General features: G+C 63.5%; 1 protein-coding gene. It reads left to right on the forward strand.

Translation table 11 applies throughout. The annotated features are described in order from the left end of the window. Nucleotides 1-1,661 (forward strand): hypothetical protein (locus tag KA184_12700; GenBank protein MBP8130430.1); only part of this gene is annotated, 1,661 nt, incomplete at both ends.

Raw genomic sequence — 1,661 nt, forward strand, 5'->3', positions numbered from 1 at the left:
TATCCCCGCACCATGCTCGACCTTGCCTGGAAAACCCTGCTTTCCTGCCACGCTCACGACAGCATCGCGGGCAGCGGCATCGATGAAATCGAGCGCGACATGGAATACCGGCTCCGCCAGGTCATCAACGTCGCGAAGGGCTTGCAGCGGCGCAGCCTCGCGTACCTTCAGGCGCGTATTGACAACAGCGGAATGAGTACGGATGACGTGCTCGTTACGGTCTTTAATGCATCGCCACGCGCGCGCTCCGAGGTGGTGACTGCCATCATCGATGTGCCAGAACATCTGGCAATCCACGAATTCGGCCTGACCGACGCCGTAAGCGGCGCGCCCGTAGCCGTGCAGGGGGGAACGCGCAAGTCCCATCACGCCATCGTCAACCATGACGGCGATGCGCCCGCCATGATGCGGGCCCAACGTTTTTCCGTGCATATCGAGGCTTGTGACCTGCCAGGACTGGGCTACCGGACCTATCGGCTGGACCCCAAGGGCGCATTTGCGCGCGGCGGTCTCGCCCAAGGCGACAACAGCATGGAAAACGAGCATCTGCACGCGCAAATCGCCCCGGACGGAACCCTGTCAGTCACGCATAAGGCGTCCGGCCTTGTGTTCCACGGCTTGAACCAGTTCGAGGACGGCGGCGAAGCCGGCATGGCCTGGATGCACCTCGCGCCGGGACAGGACCGCGTCATCAACAGCCGCGGTTGTCCCGTCGTGGTTTCCTTGGAAGAAAACGGCCCGCTGCTGGCGCGATACCGCGTCGACTACCACATGACGGTGCCCGCGCGCCTGGAAGAGAACGGCGGCGACCCGTGGCGGCGGCTGGACGGCGTTGGCAATCATGCGCGCCGTTCGGAAGCGACATTCCCGCTGCTGATTCATTCCTATGTCAGCCTCAAGAAGGGCGCCCGGTCGCTCGAAGTGGTCACGCGTTTCGATAATCAGGCCGATTCTCACCGCCTGCGCGCACTGTTTCCAGCGCGGCGGGACACAAACGTTTGTCACGTGGAAAGCGCGTTTGATGTGGTCGAGCGGGAAATCGTGTTCGGACCGGACAGTCCCTGGCGCGGCAGCACCAGCGTAACGTTCCCGATGCAGCGGTTTGTGGATGTCAGCGACAGCCGCGGCGGCCTCGCCGTGATAAATGATGGTCTGCGGGAATATGAGGTGACCCAGACCCCCGAAAGGGCCATCGCGGTCACCCTGCTGCGCGCATATGAACTCAGCCTGACCACCGTAAGCAAACGCTGGGACATTCACCCGGAGATGCGGCTTTCCCAGTGCCCCGGGGAACACGAATTCCGCTTCCTGCTCTACCCTCATGCCGGGGCTTGGGACATGGTGGACATCTATGGCGAGGTGGAACGACTCTGCGTGCCCGCCGAACCGGCCCAGTCGGGCGCTCACGGCGGCGACTTGCCCCGGGTTTTCGGATTCATGACCCTCGAAGGGGACCAGGTCGCGGTGAGCGCGGTAAAGTGCTCCGAAGACGGCCATGGCGTGGTTGTCCGGCTGTTCAACCCCACCACGCGGACCCGGCGGGCCATGCTCACCTTCGCCAGGCCCCTGGCATCGGCAACCAAGGTTACGCTTGAAGAAGAGTCGCCCGTGACAGTGCCCGGCGACGGTACGCGACTCTCTCAGGAAATCGCCCCGAAGGC

Source organism: Candidatus Hydrogenedentota bacterium (assembly GCA_018005585.1).
In the GTDB taxonomy this organism is placed as follows: Bacteria; Hydrogenedentota; Hydrogenedentia; order Hydrogenedentales; family JAGMZX01; genus JAGMZX01.